Source organism: Sphaerisporangium album (assembly GCF_003323745.1).
Classification (GTDB): Bacteria; Actinomycetota; Actinomycetes; order Streptosporangiales; family Streptosporangiaceae; genus Sphaerisporangium; species Sphaerisporangium album.
Map to the genome: position 1 here is coordinate 54,341 of NZ_QOIL01000032.1, position 19,923 is coordinate 74,263.

At 71.7% G+C, this 19,923-nt stretch carries 17 protein-coding genes; 6 read left to right on the forward strand and 11 right to left on the reverse strand.

Annotated elements, in window-relative coordinates; genetic code table 11:
• Positions 1–94: 94 nt before the first annotated feature.
• From DQ384_RS37445 to DQ384_RS37465, 5 genes are all read right to left on the reverse strand, one after another.
• Complete coding sequence (locus tag DQ384_RS37445) at positions 95–940, reverse strand: sirohydrochlorin chelatase (RefSeq protein WP_114033620.1); 846 nt, start codon at positions 938–940, stop codon at positions 95–97.
• A 260-nt stretch (positions 941–1,200) separates the two neighbouring features.
• Positions 1,201–1,611, reverse strand: a complete 411-nt coding sequence (locus tag DQ384_RS37450; RefSeq protein WP_114033621.1) for a hypothetical protein — start codon at positions 1,609–1,611, stop codon at positions 1,201–1,203.
• A gap of 112 nt (positions 1,612–1,723) precedes the next feature.
• Positions 1,724–2,989 (reverse strand): Bcr/CflA family efflux MFS transporter, encoded by a 1,266-nt coding sequence (locus DQ384_RS37455; RefSeq protein ID WP_114033622.1) that lies wholly within the window; start codon positions 2,987–2,989, stop codon positions 1,724–1,726.
• Positions 2,990–3,136: 147 nt separating this feature from the next.
• Complete coding sequence (locus DQ384_RS37460; protein ID WP_181871630.1) at positions 3,137–4,018, reverse strand: SAM-dependent methyltransferase; 882 nt, start codon at positions 4,016–4,018, stop codon at positions 3,137–3,139.
• A 134-nt stretch (positions 4,019–4,152) separates the two neighbouring features.
• Positions 4,153–4,695, reverse strand: coding sequence for an ATP-binding protein (locus DQ384_RS37465; RefSeq protein ID WP_181871631.1), 543 nt, complete (start codon positions 4,693–4,695; stop codon positions 4,153–4,155).
• A 261-nt stretch (positions 4,696–4,956) separates the two neighbouring features.
• Here DQ384_RS37465 and DQ384_RS37470 point away from each other — a divergent pair, with 261 nt between their 5' ends.
• Positions 4,957–5,211, forward strand: coding sequence for a DUF397 domain-containing protein (locus DQ384_RS37470; RefSeq protein ID WP_181871632.1), 255 nt, complete (start codon positions 4,957–4,959; stop codon positions 5,209–5,211).
• 142 nt (positions 5,212–5,353) lie between these two features.
• Positions 5,354–6,259: a helix-turn-helix domain-containing protein gene (locus DQ384_RS37475; protein WP_114033625.1), complete on the forward strand. Its 906-nt coding sequence runs from the start codon at positions 5,354–5,356 to the stop codon at positions 6,257–6,259.
• Between the two features lie 108 nt (positions 6,260–6,367).
• Here the strand turns inward: DQ384_RS37475 and DQ384_RS37480 are convergent, their stop codons facing one another.
• Positions 6,368–7,885, reverse strand: a complete 1,518-nt coding sequence (locus tag DQ384_RS37480; RefSeq protein ID WP_114033645.1) for a M1 family metallopeptidase — start codon at positions 7,883–7,885, stop codon at positions 6,368–6,370.
• Here DQ384_RS37480 and DQ384_RS43885 point away from each other — a divergent pair.
• Positions 7,884–8,012, forward strand: a complete 129-nt coding sequence (locus tag DQ384_RS43885; RefSeq protein ID WP_281274185.1) for a hypothetical protein — start codon at positions 7,884–7,886, stop codon at positions 8,010–8,012. The genes DQ384_RS37480 and DQ384_RS43885 overlap by 2 nt on opposite strands.
• Positions 8,013–8,023: 11 nt before the next feature.
• On the opposite strand, the gene DQ384_RS37485 is transcribed toward DQ384_RS43885, so the two are convergent.
• The 4 genes from DQ384_RS37485 to DQ384_RS37500 all read right to left on the reverse strand — a co-directional run bounded on the left by DQ384_RS37485 (position 8,024) and on the right by DQ384_RS37500 (position 11,996).
• Complete coding sequence (locus DQ384_RS37485; protein ID WP_114033626.1) at positions 8,024–8,953, reverse strand: D-alanyl-D-alanine carboxypeptidase family protein; 930 nt, start codon at positions 8,951–8,953, stop codon at positions 8,024–8,026.
• Between the two features lie 153 nt (positions 8,954–9,106).
• The gene (locus DQ384_RS37490) at positions 9,107–10,312 is read right to left on the reverse strand and encodes a sensor histidine kinase (protein ID WP_114033627.1); all 1,206 of its coding nucleotides are present in this window, start codon (positions 10,310–10,312) and stop codon (positions 9,107–9,109) included.
• Entirely contained in the window at positions 10,309–11,043 is a 735-nt protein-coding gene (gene cseB / locus DQ384_RS37495; RefSeq protein ID WP_114033628.1) for a two-component system response regulator CseB, read from the reverse strand. Before cseB ends, DQ384_RS37490 begins: the two co-directional genes overlap by 4 nt.
• A 167-nt stretch (positions 11,044–11,210) precedes the next feature.
• On the reverse strand, positions 11,211–11,996 hold the full coding sequence (locus tag DQ384_RS37500) for a DUF72 domain-containing protein (RefSeq protein WP_114033629.1): 786 nt from the start codon (positions 11,994–11,996) through the stop codon (positions 11,211–11,213).
• Between the two features lie 288 nt (positions 11,997–12,284).
• On the opposite strand from DQ384_RS37500, the gene DQ384_RS37505 reads away from it, so the two are divergent.
• The 3 genes from DQ384_RS37505 to recD2 all read left to right on the forward strand — a co-directional run bounded on the left by DQ384_RS37505 (position 12,285) and on the right by recD2 (position 18,590).
• On the forward strand, positions 12,285–13,202 hold the full coding sequence (locus DQ384_RS37505; protein ID WP_114033630.1) for an SWIM zinc finger family protein: 918 nt from the start codon (positions 12,285–12,287) through the stop codon (positions 13,200–13,202).
• Complete coding sequence (locus DQ384_RS37510; protein WP_114033631.1) at positions 13,199–16,342, forward strand: DUF7824 domain-containing protein; 3,144 nt, start codon at positions 13,199–13,201, stop codon at positions 16,340–16,342. The genes DQ384_RS37505 and DQ384_RS37510 overlap by 4 nt, the downstream gene beginning before the upstream one ends.
• A gap of 82 nt (positions 16,343–16,424) precedes the next feature.
• Positions 16,425–18,590, forward strand: a complete 2,166-nt coding sequence (gene recD2, locus DQ384_RS37515; protein ID WP_114033632.1) for an SF1B family DNA helicase RecD2 — start codon at positions 16,425–16,427, stop codon at positions 18,588–18,590.
• Positions 18,591–18,594: 4 nt separating this feature from the next.
• Here recD2 and DQ384_RS37520 read toward each other — a convergent pair whose 3' ends face one another.
• Entirely contained in the window at positions 18,595–19,656 is a 1,062-nt protein-coding gene (locus tag DQ384_RS37520) for an acyltransferase family protein (RefSeq protein WP_220183353.1), read from the reverse strand.
• Between the last annotated feature and the right edge of the window lie 267 nt (positions 19,657–19,923).

Here is a 19,923-nt window from a genome sequence, read left to right on the forward strand (position 1 = left end):
CGGGGGAGCGGGGCCGCGTGGACCGGGGCGCGGGTACGGCGGCGGCCGGGGTGCCCGCCGCGAGCCCCGGTGCGAGGACGTCCCCTCCGGTCGCCTAGGGCTGGTCGGGTTCGACGCCGGTGAGCGAGCTTCCGTAGCTGAGCGCGACGAGCTGGGCGACCGCGCTGTGCGCGCCGATGGGCTCGGAGCATCCGGCGCCCACCGACTCGGCGGCTTTCGTGATCTTCAGCGGGTCGATCTCCGGCCCGATCAGGAAGGGAGCGAGCGCCAGGCGGGAGGCGCCGATGTTGCGCAGTCGCTGCGCCGCGTCCCCGACGCCGGGCGAGGCGTCCAGCGATGCGGCGACCACGGGCAGGGTGAGCCGCGCGGCCAGCAGGACGACCGTCGCGTCCGCCGCGCGCACGGCCTCCTGGCCGCCGACCGTCGCCACGATGATCCCGTCCACCGGGGCGGCGATGTTGAACAGGCGCATGCGGTCGGCGCGGGCGAGCCCGCCCTCGGCGAGCTTGACGTGCAGCGCCTCGGCCAGCATCGGATGCGGCCCGAGAGGGTCGGCGATGGTGGTCATGACGTCGCTTTCGGCGACGGCCTCGCGGATGGCCCGGTACACCTGCTGGTGAGGGCCGGTGACCAGGGGGACGACGATGGCGGCTGGCGATCCGGCGGGCCGTTTGGCGGCGCATTCGGTGAGCGTCTCGGCCAGGCTTGTCTTGGTGTCGCCCAGATGGATCAGGCGCACGTCGAGCTGCGGGTGGTCGACGCTGACGATGGTCTTGACGGCCGCCGGGACGTCGCCGCCGGCGCCGGGCGCGGCCAGCACGAGCGCGGGCGCGTCCGGAGGCAGATGCGCGGGCACCGGGCGCCGGTGCCTGCCGGAGCTGGTCCGGAACGAGCGCTCGCGGACCGGAAGCTCCTGTGGGACGTGGTGACCATCGTTCACATCGGCGGATTTTACGGGGTATGAGGCAAAAGTTAAGTCTGATTCGTGCCGACGCGCGGGCGGCAATCGATCTTTCTCCCACGAGATCACTGACATATTGGGGCTCGATCGTCCAGACGGTACCAACGGACCGTAATCATTCGAGATCATCGCAGGGGCGGTGAGCCCGCCCCGCGTGGCGCGGCGCGCCGTACCGCTGACAGTGCCTCGTGTGGCCGACGGGAAAGTTTTTGCCCCGCCGGCCACGCCGCGTGGCGTCGTCAGTGCACGGGATGAGCCGCCCTGAGGAGCTGGAGCAACTCAAGCCCCGCGACGAGCAGCACCGAGAGGCCGGCCAGCGCGTAGAGCACCGGATGCCTCGGAGGGACGAGGGAGCGCCGCGTGGCCGCCGCGGGAGGAACCGCGGGCGGCTCGGGCGCCGCCATGATCGGCTCACCGCCCGCCACGGGCTCCGGGAGGGGCAGCGTGGCACGCGTGGAGGTGAGGCGGATCTCCGGATGTCGGGAGAGATAGCCGCGGGGGAAGATCTTGACGTCGATGTCGCCGCAGCCGGGGCACCACGTGCCCGACCAGGGTGGCTGGACCAGCACCCCGGCGAGGGACCAGACCTCCACCGCGTTGCCGTGGCGGTCGGTGAGATGCCGGACGGTGTAATCCTCTTCCCAGACCATGAGGCAACGCGGGCACTCGAAGGGCCAGGTTTCGCGAGTGCTGTAGCCATCGTGCACGAGGACCACCCCCAGAACGCGCCGTGAGTAGGCTCGCCCGCTTCGAGTGTGTGCGTCACCGGGGTTGATCGCAAGACCCGATACCGATACGTCCGGTATCGAGGCGTTCGCGCCTTGTCACGTCCAAGGTCGTCCGCATCGTCGCCACGACGAAGAGCGCCACCAGGGCGCAGACCGTCATCACCAGCGCCATGGCCGTCGCCGCGCGGTCGCCGCCGATCCCCGCCAGCGGCGCGGTGATCGCCCCCGCCGTGAACTGCGCGGCGGCCAGGAACACCGCGGCGGTCCCCGCGGCCCGGGGCGCCCGCCCGAGGGCCAGCGCGCACGCGTTGCCGAGCACCAGCCCGAGGGACGCCGCCGCGGCCAGCAGCGACAGCAGGCAGGCGACGAGCGTGAGCGCGCCGGTCAGCGCGAGCCCGCACAGGATGGCCGAGGCCGCGAGCAGCACGGTCAGGCCGGCCTCCAGCAGCCGGTGGGGCGTGTGGCGGTACACCAGATGGGCGTTGGCCGTGGCGACCAGCGCGAGCGCCAGCGCGTAGACGGCGAGGACCAGCGAGAACGCCTCGGTCGACAGGCCGAACAGGGTGCGCAGCACGAAGGGCGACGCGGCCAGGTACGCCGTCAGCGCGCCGAAGGCCAGGGCGAAGGCCAGCGCGTACGCGAGGAACGGACGGTCCAGCAGGAGGCCGCGCACCGACGCGCCGGGCTCCCGCACCGGCCGGCGCCGCCCGGGCGGCGTCTCGGGAACGGCCACGAGCGCGGCCGCGAGCATCAGCAGGGTCAGCGCCGCCAGCGCCCAGAAGACGGCGCGCCAGCCCGCGGTGGCGGCCACGATGCCGCCCACGAGCGGCGCCACGACGGGCGCGACGCCGAGGACGGTCATCATGAGGCCGAAGACGCGGGCCGCCTCCCGGCCCTCGGCGGCGTCGGAGACGACGGCGCGGGCGATCACGAGGCACGCCGCGCCGGTGATGCCCTGGACGAACCGCGCGCCGATCAGCGTGCCGAGGTCCGGGGCGAGGGCGCAGGCCGCGCCGGACGCCGCGCACAGGGCCAGGCAGGGGACCAGCGTGGCACGGCGGCCGTACCGGTCCGACAGCGCGCCGGTCACGAACAGGCCCGCGGCCATCCCGAGCAGCAGCGCGGTGATCGTGAGCTGCACGCCGGCGGGAGTGGTGCGCAGGTCGCGGGCGATGGCCGGGAGGCCCGGCAGGTACATGTCGGCGGCGAACGGCGGGAACGCCGACAGCAGGCCGAGCGCGGCCACCGGCAGCGGGGCCAGGGCCGCCCGCCTGAGCGGGGTGACGGTCGTTGCGGACATGGCGACTCCATCGGGCGGCACGGCGCGCGCCGCCGGACGGCACCGGCAGGGCCCCTCGCGGTGTCCCTGACCAGGGTCGATGCCGTTATGCGCCCACAGTACGCCTTCGGCCGGGCCGCGGCGGAGCCCGGGATCGCCGGGACCGCCTCAGGCGGCCGGCCCGGGCGCCGATGGGCCCGCCGGATCGGCCTCGGGCGTCCGCGCGGCCACCCGGCCGAGACCGCCGACCGACCACACCCCGCCGCCATCGCCTTCCGCCTTCGGCGTGCCGGGCCGCCAGTCCACGATGTAGACCACCCCGGGCTCGATGAGCGACAGGCCGTCGAACAACTGCTCGACCTCCGCCTTGGTGCGCAACTGGTCGCGGCGCGGGCCGCCGGAGACCATGCCGTCGTCCTGGAAGAGGGCCGCGAGCTTGGCGGTGGTCTCGGGGCACAGGTCCGAGACGCTGTGGGCGATGGCGAGGTAGCTGCCCGGGGCGACGGCCTCGCGGAACTCGCGGACGATGGCGCGCGCCGCCGCGTCGTCGGGGATCACGACCAGCGTGAACAGGATCAGGATCGCGACCGGCTGGTCGAGGTCGATCAGCTCGGTGAGGCGGGGGTGCTTCAGGAGTGCGCGGGGGTCGCGCATGTCGGCCTCGATGACGGCCGTGCACGAGTCGTCGCCCGTCAGCAGGGCCTGGGCGTGCTGGACGACCATCGGGTCGTTGTCGACGTACACCACCCGGGATCCGGGGGCCACCGCCCTGGCGATCTCGTGCACGTTGCCCTGGGCGGGAAGGCCGCAGCCGACGTCGATGAACTGCCGGATCCCGGCCGCGGCGAGGTGGCGCACCACGCGTTCCAGGAACCTGCGTCCCTCACGGCACATCAGGGGCAGCTCGGGCGCGATCTTCAGGGCGAGCCGCGCGACCCGCCTGTCGGCGGCGAAGTTGTCCTTGCCGCCCATGTAGTAGTCGTAGACGCGGGCCTCGTTGGGGATCGTCGGATCGAACCCCAGAGGCTTGTGCCCCGCGTGCGCCGTCATGTTCCCACCTCCACCGGGAATGCCGATGTTAACGCTGGTGGGGGGAGGTCGAGGCCGTTCTTTCCTCAAATGAGATGAGATGGGACGAAGAAGGTTTTCTCCGGCGTATGCCCGGTGCGATGGCCCACCTGGGTTTACTGGCATATCTCCAGGTGACGGCCGCCGGGGGCGGATCGGTCGCCGAGGCCGAAGGCGGCCCACACGGCCTTGCCTGGGGAGCGGAGCGGCGCCCATCCCCATCGGTCGCTGATGGCCTCGACCACCTGGAGGCCGCGCCCTCCCTCGTCGCCGAATTCCGGCTCGCGCGGGGTCGGGATGTCCTCGCCCTGGTCGATCACCGCGCACACCAGCGAGGCTTCGGTCAGGACGAGGATGACGCGCACGGCGTGACCCGACGGAACGGCCGGGCGGCCCCGCACCCCGTGCCGCAGCGCGTTGATCACGAGTTCCCCGATGACCAGCTCGGCGTCGTCGAGCAGGTCGGTGAGCCCCCATCCGCGCACGGTCTCCGTGGTGAAGGTGCGGGCGGTGCGGGCGGCGTAGGGGTCCTGGTGCAGTTCGCAGAGGGCGAGCCTGAGCCGGTCGGTGCTCGCCTCGTCGTCGGAGGCCCAGGGGCCGGCGGGCGACAGGACACGGTCGAGAGCGGCCAGCCAGTCTTCCCACTCGTGGTCTGGCACCCGAGCGGGTTTCGTCCGTTGTGTCCTGTACCCAGTCATAAGCGAGCCTTGGGGGGTTAGGTCGGGATCGGCAGGGTGATTAGCGCTTAGCCATATTGCTCCTCCTGATGTGCATGTGCAAGTACCGATGCACGTGCAAACGCACAGAGGTATGCTCACGCTTGAGGGGTGAACCGCCTATATGGGGCTCCCGTGGCATAGAGGGGCTTACGAGACGGATGTCAGGTTCGTCTGGGTTCCCGGGGGATGTGAAGAGGCAAGATGGACGGAATCTCCAATGGCATGCCCGCGTCCGAACTGACCGCACGCTTCGAGCAAGCCGGGGTGCGGTGGCGCAAGAGCGCGTACAGTAACCCGAGCGGCAACTGCGTCGAGCTGGCCCCGCTGCCGGACGGCCGTGTCGCGGTACGGAACTCCCGGCATCCGGGTGGCCCCGCCCTGATTTACAGCCGGGGCGAAATGGCGGCTTTCATCCAGGGCGCGAAGTGCGGGGACTTCGATGACCTGGCCCTTTGACCGTTCAGGCGATTACTGAACGTTCAAAACCGTGGCCTAAGGGTGATGTTGGGGTATATCCGGATTGGGACGTGAGAGGTATCGTGAACTTCTCTATGCCCGTGAGTAGTGAGTCATCGACCTGCCGTTCTAAGGAAGAGATATGATCACAGCCCGAGCCGAAGGGGATGAGACCCCGCTCAACATGATGGCTCGGGAACGCGGCAGCTCGACGGTGTTGCGCATTCTTCTGGGGTCGCAGCTCCGTAGGCGCCGCGAGAGCCGGAACATCACCCTGGAGGCCGCCGGGCACTCGATCCGCGCCTCCCACTCCAAGATCAGCCGCATGGAGCTCGGGCGCGTCAGCTTCCGGATGCGCGACGTCGCCGACCTGCTCACTCTCTACGGTGTCACCGACGAGAGCGAGCGCGAGGCGCTCCTGTCCCTGGTCGCCCAGGCCAACCGCCCCGGCTGGTGGCACAACTTCGACGACGTGCTGCCGAACTGGTTCGAGGCGTACGTCGGCCTGGAGGAAGCCGCCACCCGCATCCGCAGCTACGAGGTCCAGTTCGTCCCCGGCCTGCTGCAGACCGAGGGCTACGCCCGCGCCGTCGTCATGCTCGGTCACCCCGACGGCCCGGAGGACGAGATCCAGCGGCGGGTCGACCTGCGCATGGCCCGCCAGAAGCTGCTCGAACGCGACAACCCACCCCACCTGTGGGCCGTGATCGACGAGGCGGCGCTGCGGCGGCCGCTCGGCGGCCCCGACGTGATGCGCGGCCAGATCAAGCACCTGCTGGAGGCCATCGCGTCTCCCACCGTCACCGTGCAGGTGATGCCGTTCAGCGCCGGTGGCCACGCCGCGGCCGGCGGCCCGTTCAGCATCCTGCGCTTCGCCGAGCGCGACCTGCCCGACGTGGTCTACCTGGAACAGCTCACCAGCGCGATCTACCTCGACAAGCGTGAGGACCTCGACCGCTACCAGGCGGTCATGGAACGCCTCTGCCTCGACGCGATCCCGGTGTCCGACACCAGGAAGGCCCTGACCCGCATCCTCGACGAGCTCTGATCGGACCGGGGGCGGAGGCGACGGGCCGCCGTCGCCTCCGGGCCGGGTCGGCGAAGCTTCGAAGGCCGGATCGTCACGCTGTACCGTACTGCCGGCTGTTCGCGCACTTCACCGCTTGGACTTCCAGTCCGGGTGGCCCGGCATCGGCGGGGTGTCGGCGTCGTAGATCCAGCTGTTGATGTATCCGGTCAGATCCTTGCCGCTCACCCGGTTCGCGACGTTGATGTAGTCCCGGGTGTCGGCCGCGCGGCCGCGGAACTCGTCGAAGAAGGTCTTCTCGATCTTTCGGAAGGTGTCCTCGCCGACGATCTCCCGCAAGCCGAAAAGCATCAGCAAGCCTGCCTGGTTCGTGCCGACCAGCACGTCCCGCGCGTGCTTCATCTTCCCCGGGGGGCCCGACTCGGCCCGCTTGTCACCGTCGAACACGTAGCGGGCACGCAGACCGCGCTCGGCGTCGTCGAGGTCGCGATAGCCCATCTCCACGGCATACAGAAGCTGGTAGAACTCGGCGTGGCCCTCGCTGATCCACATCTGGTTCCAGTCGCGCACCGAGACGGCGTCACCGAAGTACTGATGGGCCAGCTCGTGCATCATGGTGATCGCGTCGTGCTGCATGTCCTCCTTGGTCACGCGGCCTTTCAGGTCGGTGCCGGTGAGGTTTTCGACGGCGTAGGTGGAGATGGTCGCGGTCTCGAGTGCGACACCGTTGTAGTCCTCGGGCACTCCGAGCACGCCGTAGGTCTCGAAAGGATAGGGGCCGAGCCGCTTCTCCAGCCAGGCAATCTGGTCGGGTATGCCGCTGACGAGCTTGCGTGTCTTGGTGGCCTGGTCGGTGGCGACGTAACTGCGCAGCGGCAGACCGCGGGGCCCCTTGTCCTTGATCAGCGTGAACCGGCCGACGGCCGCCTGTACGACGTGGGTCGGGATGGGGTCGCGAGTGGAGAACGTGTAGGTGACGCGGCCCGCCTTCTGCTCACGTGAGCGGAGCGTGCCGATCGCGACCGCCTGGAGACCCTTGGGGGTGGTGATGCGGAAGGTGAGCTTCGCCTTGTCGCTGGGGTGGTCGTTGCTGGGGAAGTACAGGTGGGCTCGGTCCGGCTGGCCCATGACCGCGAAACCGTCCTTCTTTTCGACCCAGGCCGTGCGGTGCGGCTCTTCGTCCCTGGGAAAGGCCGGCGACTGCGGGTTGGCGCTGCGGTCCACCCGGAAGGAGACGTCCACATGGAACGGCCGTCCCTTGGGCAAGATCTGCTCCGGTGTGATCAGCAGCTTCTCACCGGCGACGCGGAAGTCGGCCGGATGCCCTGCCACGGCGACCTTCGTGATCTTTTCCATCCCGGCGTCCAGGCTGAAACCGGACAACGCCTGTGTCGCGGTGGCCGTGATCTTCACCGAACCGTCCATCTTCGTGGTGCCGCTTCGGTAGTCGTAGCGAACGTCGTACGAGTCGACGTCATAGCCGCCGTTACCCAGGTAGGCGAAGAGCGGGTCGTCGGCGGTCTGCGCACCGGGCTTGGCGGCCTCGGACGGCGCGGCCGCCGCGGTCGAGCCGCATCCGGTCGCCGCCGCCAGAATCATGGTCATCGACAGTGCGGCCAGCGCACCGGGGGTTCGAGGAGTGAACATGACCGCCATCCTGTGCGACCCGGGTATCCACACCGTCCAAGCCGCGTATCCGCCGGCACTCGGCCGTGTATCACGTGTGCATCACGAGACCGGACGGACCGGCCTCGCCTTCGTCCTGGAGTACTGACCGGCCAGGTGTCACCGGGAGGCCAGTTCCTTCCGCACAGCGGTGATCAGCCTGTCGCCGGCGTCCAGCGCGGCGTACTTGCCCGCCGTCGGGTTGGTGCCCGGTCTCTGGGCCAGGACGACGCCGAGCACCAGGCGAGTCCTGCCGTTCACCTTGGCCTTGACGGCCCACATCAGGTTGCCGCCCGCCGCGGTGCCCGACCCGGTCTTGATGCCGATCACACCGGGCTTGTCCAGCAGGGTGTTGGTGTTGCGGTGCACGCTCGGGTCGCCCGGCACCGTCGTCTCGGTCATGGCGACGACCTGACGGAACACCTCGTCCTTCATCACCTGCCGGGCCAGCTTCAACTGGTCGACCGCCGTGCTGACCGTGGAATCCTCGTTGCCGCTGGCGCCGGTGTAGACGGTGTCGGCCATGCCGAGGCCGGCGGCGGCGGCGTTCATCTTCACGACGAATGCCTCCTGCGATCCGGCGTCCCAGCGGGCCAGCAGCCGGGCGACGTTGTTGCCGGACGGGATCAACATCAGCTCCAGCAACCGGCGCAGCGACAGCCGCTGCCCTTCCCGTACGGGCGCGGTGGACTCCTGCCCGGACAACGACTCGGTGGCGGCGGTCCTGTCGACCTCGATGAGCGGACCCGCCTCGCCGTCCTTGAGCGGGTGATCCTTGAGGATCACATGGGCCGTCATCACCTTGGTCACGCTGGCGATCGGCACCGGCCTCATCTGGCCGCTCGTACCGAGGCCGCCCACGCCGACCACCTCGATACCGGCCTGCCCTTCGCTCGGCCACGGCAGTGACAGGTCGATGACAGGCCGGGGCGGTGCGGCCCGGATGTCACCGCGGGCCGAGCCGGCGCAGCCGGACACGCCGGCGACCATCAGGGCGAGGACGCAGGCCCACAGCACGGAGCGGCCGACGTTGTGACGGGCGGAACACATGGCGGGACCTCCACGAGCGGTCGGTTCACGCCTTGATCGGGCGCTTACCGGCCACGTTCGGCCGCGGAGGTCTCGACCTTGCGGAAGCGGCTCATCAGCCGCCGCTCAGGTGCGTATCGGGTGTGTATCGGCGCCGGAGGTCGGACGCGTATGTCAGCCCGGGAGGCGGAGCGTGACGATCGCGCCGCCGTCCGGGGCGTTGGCGAAGACGAGCTCGGCGCCGATCACCTGGGCCTGGCCGAGAGCGATGGTCAGGCCCAGACCGTGGCCCTGGCCGCGTTCGGCTCTGCCGGTGCGGAAGCGTTGCGGCCCCTCGGCCGCCAGGTCATCGGGAAAGCCCGGCCCGTGATCGCGGATCACGATCGTCCGGCCGCTCACGCCGACCTCCACCGGAGGCCGGCCATGCCGGTGCGCGTTGGCGACGAGGTTGGCGATGATCCGGTCCAGGCGGCGCGGGTCGGTGTCGGCCACGGGGTCGCCCTCCACCGTCAATCGGGCGGTGAGATCGAGGCGGCGCAGCGACTCGGCGGCGAGGCCACCGAGCGGCACGGGGTAGCGCTCGGCCTGCTCGGCCCCCGCGTCCAGGCGGGAGATCTCCAGCAGGTCCTCCACCAGCGACCGCAGGACGCCGACCCGGTCGCGAACCAGGTCGGTCGCCTCGCCGCCGGGCAGCAGCTCGGTCGCGGTGAGAAGCCCCATCAGCGGGGTGCGCAGATCGTGGGCGACGTCGGCGGTGAAGCGCTGTTCGGCGAGCAGCCGCCGCTGCAAGGTCGCCGCCATCGAGTCGACGGCCGCCGAGATGCCGGCGATCTCGTCACGGCCGCCCGCCTCGGTACGGGCGTTCAGATCCCCGTCCGCGATGAGCCGTGCGGTGGCGGCCACTCGGCGCAGCCGCCGGTTCGGCAGTTCGGCGGCGAGCGCCGATACGGGCACGACGACGGCGAGCGCGGCGAGCGCGGCCTTCACCATGTTCCGGTCGAGGGCCTGCAGGCTCCTCAGCTCCGTTCCCATGTCGATCTTGGCGGTGACCACGTGGTCTCCCACCGGCCTGACGGCCCACATCCAGGGCTCGCCAGGCCGTTCCTCGCCGTACCAGGTGGCCGTTCCGGCGGACGTGAGCCGCTGCCGCAGCTCCTCAGGAAGCTCGGCCGGATCCTTCAGCACGTCACCCGGCGCCGTGCCGGTGCGCGCGTATTCGTCCGCCACCTGCGTGACGGTCTGCACCGCGGTGTCCTCCCCGATGCGGAGCGACCGGTCGAAGGTCGCCCGATGCACCAGCACCCCGACCACGGCCGCGACCGAGCAGGACGCCATGGCGACCAGTACGGCGATCTTCCACCGCAAGGAGGCCGGATTCATGAACGGCGCAGCTTGTAGCCGAAGCCGCGCACCGTCTCGATGCGCTCGGCGCCGATCTTCTTCCGAAGCCGCTGCACGCACAGGTCCACCACCCGGCTGTCGCCGTCCCAGCCGTAGTCCCACACGTCGCGCAGCAGCGTCCGGCGGTCCAGCACGAGCCCGGGGTGGGCGGCGAACTGAAGGAGCAGCCGCAGCTCGGTGGGGGCCAGCGCGACGGGCCGTCCGGCCCGCCACACCTCAAGGGCGCCGCTGTCGATGGTCAGATCCCCGAAGGTGAGCGTGGACGTGCCGGCGCCCCCGATGCCGACGGCGGCGCCGGTGGATTCCGGCTGCGCGGTGAAGGTGGCCCGCCGCAGCAGGGAGCGGATCCTGGCCACCAGCACGGGCATGTCGACCGGCTTGACGACGTAGTCGTCCGCGCCCGCCTCCAGGCCCGACACCACGTCCAGGGCGTCGCCCCGCGCCGACATCATCAGGATCGGCACCATGCTGGATTCCCTGACCTTGCGGCACAGGCCGATGCCGTCCAGGCCGGGCAGCATGACGTCGAGCAGCAGCAGGTCGTGCCCGCCGTCCTGGAAGGACTCCAGGCCGCTCAGGCCATCACCGGCGGTGGACAGGCGGTAACCGTAGCGCTCCAGCGCCATGCCCACCGTCTTGCGGATCACCTCGTCGTCCTCCACCAGCAACACCGTGATAGGCGACGCGGCGTCCGGGATCGTTCCCGCCACTAGAGCGCCACCACCCGGGCCGGGCCGGTGGTGCCGTGCTCGGCGGTGATGGGCCCGGGCCGGCGAGGATTCACAGGTTGGGATGCCACGCTGTATGTTACGTCGGCCTGTCCGCGCACTTCACCAGGCCGACGAGGCGGTGCGCGGGGCGTTCGTGAGCCGGCGCCCTACGACTGGGCGGCGGGCACAGGGGGGACGCCCTCCGGGGTGCGGGTCACCGGACGGTCCTCGGCGCGGGCCAGGGTGGCGAAGCGCGTGGCGTCGCGGACGGCCGCGCCGTTCGGGTCGTTGTTGAAGTAGACGTAGACGTCCTCGTCCGCCGTGTCCCACCCGTCGCCGACGCGGTGCACCCAGGAGCGCAGGGACGTCTCGCCGTACGAAGGCCAGGGGTGGGCGCGGCCCTGGTGCAGGCGCAGGTAACCCCAGCCGGTGGTGCGCCACAGCGGGGTCACCGGCCTGCCGAGCACGTCGGCCCAGCACAGGGCGGCGCCGCGGGCGGCCAGGACGTCGCGCACCCGGTCCGTCCACCACGAGGGGTGCCGCGGCTCGACGGCCACGCGGGTGCCGCGCGGGAAGCGGCGCAGGCAGGCGTCCAGCCGGTCGGGGTCGGCGCGCAGGGTGGGCGGGAGCTGGAGCAGGATCGGGCCGAGCTTCGGGCCGAGGCCCCCGGCCGCCTCCATGAGCCTGTCCACCGGCTCCTCCGGGTCCTTGAGCCTCTTGATGTGGGTCAGGAAGCGGCTCGCCTTGACCGCCATGACGAAGCCGGCGGGCGTGCGCTCGCGCCAGCCCTCGAACGTCTCCCGCGCGGGCAGCCGGTAGAACGCGTTGTTGTTCTCGACGGTCTCGAAGCACTCGGCGTACCGCTCCAGCCACAGGCGCTGCGGCAGCCCGGGCGGGTACAGGACCCCGCGCCAGTGGGCGTACTGCCATCCGGACGTCCCCACGATCAGCATGAGAGCTCAGCCTCCCGGATCGCGGCTCTCCTATGGCCAGCATGCATGCCCGGGGAAAGCGGGTTCACACCGGCCCGGTGGACCAGGGGTTTGCGGCCCGGTCCGGCGCCCGTCATCGGGTCCGGACGGCCACGGGGGCTCCATGCCTCCCGTGCAGGGGTGATCGGCCGGTAACCTTTCCGACCTTCGTGACGTATTGGATTTCGGGCCGCTGGATTCAGAGTTAAGGGCGGACCGGGAAGCCATGGTCGCGGGATTCTGTCGGCGGCGATCTTTACGGTTTCTGGCATGACGAGCGCAGTGCAGGCGTATTCCTACGCCGGGCCGTCCACGCTGGTGGGCGATCAGTTGGGGTTGTCGACGTCGGGCGGGCGCACCGCCACCGGCCTCGCCGGGCGCCCCAGGTTCTTCAGCGGGGTGGTCACCCAGGCGGTTCCGGCCGCGCTGGGCCTTCTGGCCCTCGCCGACGTCGCGCCGGCGCGCTACCACCAGCCGCGCGCGGGCGGCGGCTCCGCCTACTCGCGCGATCCGGTGATCACCTGCGATGGCGAGCGGCTGCGGCTGGAGTCGTTCTCTGCCTGCGGCGGGGTGTACGCCCGGCTCGACCTGATGGGCCAGGCGCTCGACGGCGAGGTGTTCGGCCGCGGCACCACCAACGTCGACGTCAACGGCCCGCTGCGCGAGGCACTGGCCCGGGTCGGCGGGCGCGACCCGCTGCACCTCGGGGTGGGAGCCGACGAACTGGCCGTCACCACGATGGACGGCGCGGTGATCGAGAAGAAGGTGCCGCTGCCCGAGCGATGGCTGCGCGGGTTCGCCGAGGTCCAGGTGATCGCGTCCGGGTTCGACCTGCGCGCCGAGGCGTCCGGCATGGCGGCCGTGCGCTTGGGCACCGCGGGAAGGGTCGGCTACGACCTCGCCGACGCCGGCCACTTCCACCGCGAGCTGCCCTACGACCGCGAGCACGTCGAGATCCTGAACCCGCGCCTGTCCGCCGCCCGGGCGCTGGTGGCGGCGGACGCCGTCGGCCTCACCGGCCCCGGCACGGCCCAGGTGACCACGGCCGGAGGCGTCTACACGGTCGGCCTGGACCAGGGCTCGTGCACCTGTCCCTGGTGGTTGGACCACCGCGGCTCCCGCGGCCCCTGCAAACACGTCCTGGCCACCCGCATCACGGCGCGCGCCGCGGAAGGAGCCCGGCGATGACGGCCTGGGACGAGGTACGCGATCTCATCGACGCGGGCGACGCCGGCGAGCTCATCGAGCGGCTCGCCGGCCTGGACCACGGCGAGCGCAAGCTCGTCGCGGACGAGCTGCGCGGTCACATCCCCGTCCTGCGTGCCCACGCCGAGGCGAAGCAGTGGGAGCGCTGGGAGGAGGAGCGCAGGCGGAACGAAGGGGAGGAGCACCACTGGCGTGGCAGACCGTTCATGCCGGTGCGCGAGCCGTGGGAGGACTGGGCCGACCTGATGCGGCTGGCGGGCGCGGGCACGCTCTCGGCGGTCACCGCGGTGGCGGCGTGGGTGACCCGCGGGGACTTCCTCGTCTGGCGGCCGTTCACCGGCCGCACCGAATTCGGCGACCCCGCGCCGGTCGTCAGGCTCCTGGCCCACCGCCCCGCGCAGTGGCAGGCCGAGCTGGCCGTACGGCTCGCGTCCAGGTTGCGCGGTCCCCGCGACGCCGGCGGCGCCCTTGCGCTGGCGATGCTGCGGCACACCGGGGCCGAACCGCCCGCGCACGATCCCCTGGTCGTGGCCTGGCTCACGGCGGGGCCGGGTCCGGCCCCCGAGACGTCGGCGTTGGCAGGGCAGGAGCGGGAGGAGGACCCGTTGCTCCTGGCGCTGTTACCGCGGATCTTCGAGGCGGAAGGCGCCGGCCGGGCGTTGCGGAACGAACGCGCCCACCCGATCTCGCCGTGGCTGCGCAAGATCCGCGATCTGGCGCGAGCCGGTTCCGTCTCCCGCGAGTCGCTGCTCGACGGGTGCGTCCGGCGTTTCCTGCGCGGGGGGTCCGCGCAGGACCTGCGGTTCTTCGTCCGCCTCCACGAACTGCTGGACCCGTCCGAGACCGAGGTGGAGGCGCGGCGCCGCGATCACCTGCGCCTGCTGCCCTCCGCGCCGGGGCCGGTCGCCGAGCTCGCCCTTCGTCACCTGCGGCGGCTCGACGACCATGCCTTGGCCGACGTCGTCGAGGCGCTCGAAGGCCTGCTGTTCCGGGCCGAGGCCTCGCTGGCGCGGCCCGGCCTGACCTGGCTCGACCAGACGGTGCTGAAGGCGCCGGAACGCGCCGACGAACTGGCGCCCGCGCTGGCCACGGCCTTGCAGCACCAATCGTCCGAGGTCCGGCACCGGGCCACCCAGCTCGCCCTCAAGCACGCCCGGCTCTTCAGCCCGCTCGGAGCCGAGCGCATCAGGGAGGCCGTCCCCGCCTTGCCGCCCGCGTCCGGTGAGCGGCTGGCCGCGGTCTTCGGGGGCGAGGTCGCCGCCGCGCCGGTCGCCCCGCCCTTCGCGCCGCCGCCGATTCCGGAGCCACCGCGGGTCCGGGCCTTCCCGTCCGTCCCTGACGGCGCCGCCTCGATGCGGTCGCTGGGCCGGTCCGTGGACGGCTGGTGGGAGGCCGAACGCTGGCTCGCCGGCTTCGTCCGCCTCGCCGGGCGAGACCGGCAGGGTCTGGCGGAGGCACTGGAGCGCGCTCACGCCGGCACCCGCCACCCGAACCTGTTCGACTTGCGGACGTGGACGAACGTCGAATACTGGCAGGAGGCGATCGCCAAGGAGCTGATCACACCGGGCGTCGAACCGCCGGTTCCGCCCGACCCTTCGCCGGTGATGGTGGAAAAGTCGCAGGCGCTCGACGTGTCGGCCTTCTTCGCCGCGCTCGCCCACGCCGGTACGCGGACGCCGGAAGAGGAGGTGAAGGTCCATGCTCTGGAGCAGGGGAGCCCGGCGCACGATGGCGCGGGGCACGACGGCGCGGAGCCGGAGGGACCAGGGCATGACGGTGCGGTGACGTTCACCGACCTGCCGACCGGGCTCTGGTACGACATCTTCTCCGGGGCCGGCCTGACGACGCTCGGCAGTGAGGTCGCGCTGGACGTCGGTCCCGCGGATGAGCGGGAAGAGCACGCCACAGAGGTTGTCGCATACCACTGCGACGCCCGCGCGGACCCCGCTCGGCTGTCCATGGCCGCGGTACGGCCCCGCTCGGATCTCGGCTCGCACCGGCCGCAGCCGGAGGTCCCCCGGGACCGGTTGCCCGACCCGCATCATGTCTCACGCCCGCACATGTTCGTGCTGCGCCGGTTCGCCGAGGTCCTCGCGGCGCTGAAGTCCGGCATGCTGCCGCCGGTCCTGCTGGCCACACCCACCTGGTCCGACGGGACGCTCGACCCGGATGTCCTGGTCTCCCGGCTGGAGGAGTGCGAGGCCGCGCAGGCCGCGCCACTGCCCGCCGACCTCGGACAGGCGTTGCTGCGCCTGCCGCGCGGCGCCCATCTCGAGGCGGCGGCCCGCGCGGCGCGGCTCGCCTCCGAAGCCGGCCGTACGGTGGCACGCCTGCTGGCCGCCGGCGGAATCCCGGACCCGGAGGTCGAGCTTCGCTGGGGTTACATCGAGGGTGCGACGGAGTACTACCTCGACGAGCGGCCGCCCGCCGACTCCGTTCACATCACGTTGCGATCGCGCCTGAAGTTCACCCCCACCGGGCTGGACGCGGTCGACGAGTTGCTGACCGAACCTGTGGGGTGGACGGGGGAGGTGCACGGCGGCTACATGACCTGGTGGACGTCGATCATGCCGTCGCACCGCGAGGTCGTCGCCGCCCACATGCTGCCGCACCTGCTGTACCAGTGGAACCGGCCGGGCGTCTACCCGGCGCACGCGGCCATGCTCGCCCCGGCGGGCGGTCCGGCGGGCGCCGCGACCGCGCTGATCGTGGCGTACTTCCTGGCCCAGCCGGACGGCGGCCACGGAGTGCAGGTCCTGCTGACGATGGCGGCGCGCGGGGACCTCCCCGCGGCGGAACTCGGCGTCCAGCTCGGGCTGCTCATCCGGTGGACGTGGTTCAAGCAGCGGCACATCCTGGAAGCGCTGAACAACGCCGCCGAGCGCGGCGCGCACCACGAGGTCTGGCAGGTGCTGCGGGCGCTCGTCCCCGCCCGGCTTCCCGCCGCGGGCGAACGGCCGCGTGGAGACCTGGCGGGGCTCGTCGGGTTCGCTGTCACGGTCGCGCAGTGGACGGAGGCCCGAGGCGAGATCCCTGAGGTAGCCGCGGTCGCCGGGCGCAAGGGCGGCGGCATGTTCGTCCAGGAGTGCCGCCGCCTCCATGAGCACCTCACGCGCCCGTGACCTTGGGGCTCATGGGGCGTACCGGCTGGGGACCGCTAATCTCCTGCGAAGAGGTGCCCGTCCATGACCCCGGGAGCGCACGGTGACCGTGCTCGCGAAGCCGAGCCTGATCGAGGTGGAGGCGTCGGTCGAGCGGCTGGTGTACGTCCGCGAGGACGAGTACACCGTCGCGCGCATGAGCGCCGAGACGCGCCCGGCGTTCGTGGCCTCGGGGCGCGCGCTGGCCGGGGTGCAGCCGGGCGAGACGCTGCGCCTGGCCGGCGAGTGGGAGGAGCACCCGCGCCACGGCGGACGCCTGGTGGTCAGGCGCTGCGAACGGGTGGTCCCCTCCACCGTGCCCGCCATCGCGCTGTACCTGGGCTCGGGCCTGATCCGCGGCATCGGGCCGAGGCTCGCCCAGGCCATCGTGGAACACTTCGGCGAGCGCACTCTGACGGTCATCGACACCGAGCCGGAGCGCCTCACGGAGGTCGTGAACATCGGCGTCGCCCGGCAGGCGCAGATCGTCGAGGCGTGGGCCGAGCAGAAGGCCGTCGCCGCGCTGATGGTCGTCCTGCAGGGCTTCGGAGTGAGCCCGCTGCTCGCGGCCAAGATCTACCAGGTCTACGGCGAGGAGGCGCGCGAGGTCCTGGCCTCCGACCCCTACCGGCTGATCGGCCGGGTCCGGGGCATCGCCTTCCACACCGCCGACCGCATCGCGCTGCGCTCGGGGGTGCCGGAGACGAGCCCTCAGCGCATGAAGGCGGCGGTCGCGGACCGGCTGGACGCGGCGGCCGCCCGGGACGGTCACTGCTACCTGCCGCTGCCCGTCCTCGTCGCCGCCGCCGTCGCCCTCGTCGAGCAGGACGAGGAGCTGATCCACCGGGCCGTGGACGCGCTGGCGGCCGAGCGCCGGGTCGTCGTCGAGGCCTCGCCGGCCGGGCACGGCCAGGTGGTCGTGTACTCCAAGGAGCACCACAGCCGCGAGGTCGCCCTGGCGGCGAACCTGACCCGGCTGCTGCGGGCCCGCTCGACGATGCCCCACCGCCCCTACACCGAGGACGAAGGGCTCCACGAAGACCAGCGCGTGGCGGTGAACCTGGCCCTGACCAGCACGGTGTCGATCCTGACCGGCGGCCCCGGCTGCGGCAAGAGCCACACGCTCAAGGTCATCGCGGCGACCGTGCGCGCGATGGGCGGCAGGGTGACGCTCACCGCCCCGACGGGCAAGGCGGCCAAGCGCCTGTCGGAGCTCACCGGCCTGCCCGCGATGACCGTCCACCGCATGCTCGCCCAGCAGGCCGACCGCGACGACGGCGCGCTGTTCCAGCAGTCCCCGGCCGATGCCGACCTGGTCGTGGTGGACGAGGCGTCGATGCTCGACCTCCAGCTCGCCACCCGGCTCACGTCGGTGATCCCGGAGGGCGGCCACCTCCTGCTGGTGGGCGACAGCGACCAGCTTCCGAGCATCGGGCCCGGCAGCGTCCTGGCCGACCTGCTGCGGGCCGAGCAGATCCCGCGCATCCGGCTGACCCGCGTCTTCCGGCAGGCGCAGGACAGCGGCATCGTCCAGGCCGCCCACCACATCCGGGCCGGCGAGGTGCCCACGCTGCCGGGCCGGGGCGGTTTTTGGTTCGAGGAGCTCGACGACGCCGAGCAGGTGGCCGAGCGGGTCGTCCACCTGGCGACGGAGGCGATCCCGCGCAAGCAGAACATCGGCCCCGACCAGGTCCAGGTGCTGTGCCCCATGCGCAAGGGGCCGACGGGCACCGGCGAGCTCGGCCGCAGGCTGCAGGAGCGGCTGAACCCGGCCCGCGAGGGCGTGGCCGAGCACTGGTCGGGCCCGTCGGTGTTCCGGGTGGGCGACCGGGTCATGCCGATCCGCAACAACTACGACAAGGGCGTGTTCAACGGCGAGACCGCCACGGTCACGGCGGTGAATCCGCAGGACCGCCTGATCGAGATCCGCACCGACGACGGCGAGACCGTGCAGTACACCTTCGGCGAGCTGGACGAGCTGACGCACGCCTACGCGATCAGCGTCCACCGCTCGCAGGGCAGCGAGTACCCGTTCGTGGTCGCGCCGATCGTCGCCGACGCCGGGGGAGTGATGCTGCGCCGCAGGCTGCTGTACACGCTGGTCACCCGGGCCAAGGCGTGGGTGGTCCTGGTGGGCCGCCGCGACGCCCTGGAGGCGGCGGTCCACCGCCTCGGCACCCGCAGGAACACCGGCCTGGCGGCCCGCCTCACCGTGAGCCTGAACGGCTGAGCCCCTATTGGCTCAACCGTATGGCCGGGCGCTTCAGGGCGCGCTTGAGGCGCGGGCCGAGCGGGCGCTCCACCAGCCGGTGCACGAGCCAGGCGATCACCAGCATCGAGGCGATCGAGGCGACGAGCGTCGGGACCGCGCCGAGGTGGAGCCTGCGATGCAGGACGGTGATCGCGAACCAGCCGAGGTGCTCGTGCACGAGGTAGAAGGGGTAGGTGAGAGCGCCGGCGAACGTCAGCCAGCGCCAGTTCGCCCAGCGCAGCCAGCCCATGGCGACGACCGCCACGGACGCGAACGCGAAGGTGACGACGAGCAGGATCAGATACGGCGAGCGCATGTGGAAGACCTTGGTCACCGCCGGGTCCCACAGCGTGATCGTCGCGTAGTACTGGCCGAGCATCCAGCTCACGGCCACGATGCCCCACGACAGCAGATCACCGCCGTACCGGTGGATCAGGTAGAGCGCGAGGCCGCCGACGAAGAACGGCGCGTAGTCCTGCATCACGATCTCGCTGAGCAGGGCGTTGTCCGCGACCTGGGCCAGGCCGGTGGCCACCGTCCACAGACAGCAGAAGATCACGACCCGCCGGTAGGTGGCCCCCTTCCAGATGACGAAGAGGGCAAAGAGCAGATAGAACCGCATTTCCACCCACAGGGTCCAGCACACGGCGAGCACCCGGTTCACCCCGGTCGGCTGCTGGAGCATGGTGAGGTTCACCAGGATCTCGTGCAGGCGGAGCGGCTCGCTGACGGAGGGCAGGACGAAGCACGCGGCGGTGACCAGGGCGATGGCCACCCAGTACGCGGGGTAGAGGCGGGCGACGCGCGAGCGGAAGAAGTCGCCCAGCGTGCGGCCCCAGCTGCTCATGCAGATGACGAAGCCGCTGATGACGAAGAAGATCTGCACGCCGAGGGAGCCGTAGGACGCGGACGTCCACAGAGCGGTGGGAAAGAGCTCCTTGGGGGACTGGCCCCATATTTGGGCGATCTGGCCGCTCCTCCCCGTGTAGTGGTAGAAGCAGACCATCAGCGCGGCCAGCAACCGGAGCCCGTCCAGGGCCCGCATACGGTCGTGCGCCCGTGCCGGCGGCTCCGAGGGCTTCGCGGGGCCCTCCGGTCCGGGGGCCGATCGCGGCTCCGGTGCCTGTGGCAGTGTCGCTTGAGTCACGTCGCTGGTTCCGTCCGTTCCTGCTCGGGATGGGTGGCCGCACGCGCGCGGGTCCTCCATGGGGTGGGCCGCCCGGCCTGGAGTCCCGGACGGCGTGACCTCCGGCCGGGCGCCCGTGCGGCGCCCGCCCTTCCGTACGCGGGACGGGGACCGCGGGTCGCCCTG